Genomic DNA, 1,765 nt, shown 5'->3' on the forward strand with positions numbered 1-1,765 from the left:
CATTCGGGTGTGATCCTGGTCAGCCGGGATGGTGGCGAGGTCTGGACTGAGCAGTTTGACGGTTATCAAGTGAACCAACTCATGCTCGACACTGCTGCAGCAGCGGTGCATGCAAAGACCCAGGAGCTGGCTGCTGTTTCAGCAGAAGATAAAGCGCGACTGCAAGGTGAACTGGATGACCTCGATTACCTGCTGTCCGATTCCAGGTCGTTTGACGATGGTGGTCCCACCCGACCTTTCCTTGATGTCTGTTTTATAAACGAAGAGGAAGGCATGGCTGTCGGGCAGTTCGGCCTGGTCGTTAAGACCAGCGATGGCGGCAAGACCTGGACATCCCCGGTGGTTGCTATTGAAAACCCCGAAGGACTGCATTTCAACAGCATCCTTTGGGCGGATGGCTGCTGGTTTATCGGGGGAGAGCGCGGCTTTGCCGCTAGGTCTCTGGATAACGGCGTAAGTTGGGACGTCCTGTCAACGCCGTATGACGGGTCATTCTTTGCGGTTGGCGCCGACCAGCGCAGCGTCATTCTCCTTGGGTTGCGCGGCAATGCGGTCATCTCATTTGACCGTGGCGACAGCTGGGAGACTGTGGATACGCAGGCCAGCGCCAGCCTCACCTCCGTATCTTTTCTTGCCGATGGCCGACTCCTGGTTTCCCAGTATGCTCCGAATCTGCTGATTTCCGATACGAGCAGAACAGAGCTGACGCCGCTGCCGTGGAAGGCGGGAACCCGGATCACAGCATTTACCATGGCAGCGGACGGTGCCCTCATCACGGTCGGTATGGGGGGTGAAAAACGTATCGCCAAAGAGGATTTTTCACTGACCGGCAGCGCTGGACCAAAGGCCTCAACCACAACGAGCAATTAAACTCAGAACAGCGGGATAACGACCATTTGAGCTGAGTATCATATGAAAGTGAATGCGCTATGAAAAATCAAACGAATCAGTCTGATCAGCCGGAGAAGATCCCATTTATCGAACGGCTCATCTTTGCCAGACGTCCGCTGGTACTCTTTATCTTCCTGATGCTGACCGTCTTCTTCGGCTACCAGGCTTTTCAGCTGCGGCCGGTCGCCAGCTTCGAGAGGATGATTCCGACCTACCACGAATACATCAAGAACGCCTATAAACACAGCGATGAACTCAGGGGTCTGAGCAATACCATAAAGATCGTGGTGGAAACGACCAGGGGGGATATTTTCACCAGGGAGTACATGCTGACTCTGCGCGATATCAACGATGCCGTGTTCTTCGTTAACGGTGTCGATCGCCAGAACATGGAGTCGCTCTGGTCTTCGGCCGTGCGTTATACGGAAGTGACGGAAGAAGGTTTTTCAGGCGGTCCGGTGATGCCGGAAGGTTTTGACGGCTCTGACGCCATGATGGCCAGGCTGAAAAACAACATCCAACGTTCCGGACGCATAGGCTCGATGGTCGCTAACGATTTCAAATCGACCGCGCTGAATGTGCCGCTCTATGAACTCGACCCCAAAACCGGAGAGAAGCTCGACTACCAGAAATTCAGCCATGCCCTTGAAAACGAGGTGAGGGGCAAGTTCCAGGATGACACCATCAAGATCCATATCACCGGATTCGCCAAGGTTGCCGGAGACCTGATCGATGGCGAGACCCGGGTCGGATTGTTCTTCCTGGCGGCCTTTCTGATCCTGCTCGGCCTTCTCTGGGTCAATTCGCGATGCTGGCGCAGTACGGCGATGAGGGCGATCTCGTCGATTGTTGCCGTTATCTGGCAAATGGGGTT

Annotated in this window: 1 protein-coding gene and 1 pseudogene; both read left to right on the forward strand. The window is 54.7% G+C overall.

Annotation, left to right across the window (positions count from 1 at the left end; genetic code table 11):
• Positions 1-870, forward strand: an 870-nt coding sequence (locus tag BLQ17_RS22005; protein ID WP_092226433.1) for a WD40/YVTN/BNR-like repeat-containing protein, incomplete at its 5' end; no start/stop codon positions are given.
• A 59-nt stretch (positions 871-929) separates the two neighbouring features.
• Positions 930-1,765 (forward strand): annotated as a pseudogene (locus BLQ17_RS22010) (RND family transporter); the annotation flags it as partial.

The organism is Desulforhopalus singaporensis, from assembly GCF_900104445.1.
Taxonomy (GTDB): domain Bacteria; phylum Desulfobacterota; class Desulfobulbia; order Desulfobulbales; family Desulfocapsaceae; genus Desulforhopalus_A; species Desulforhopalus_A singaporensis.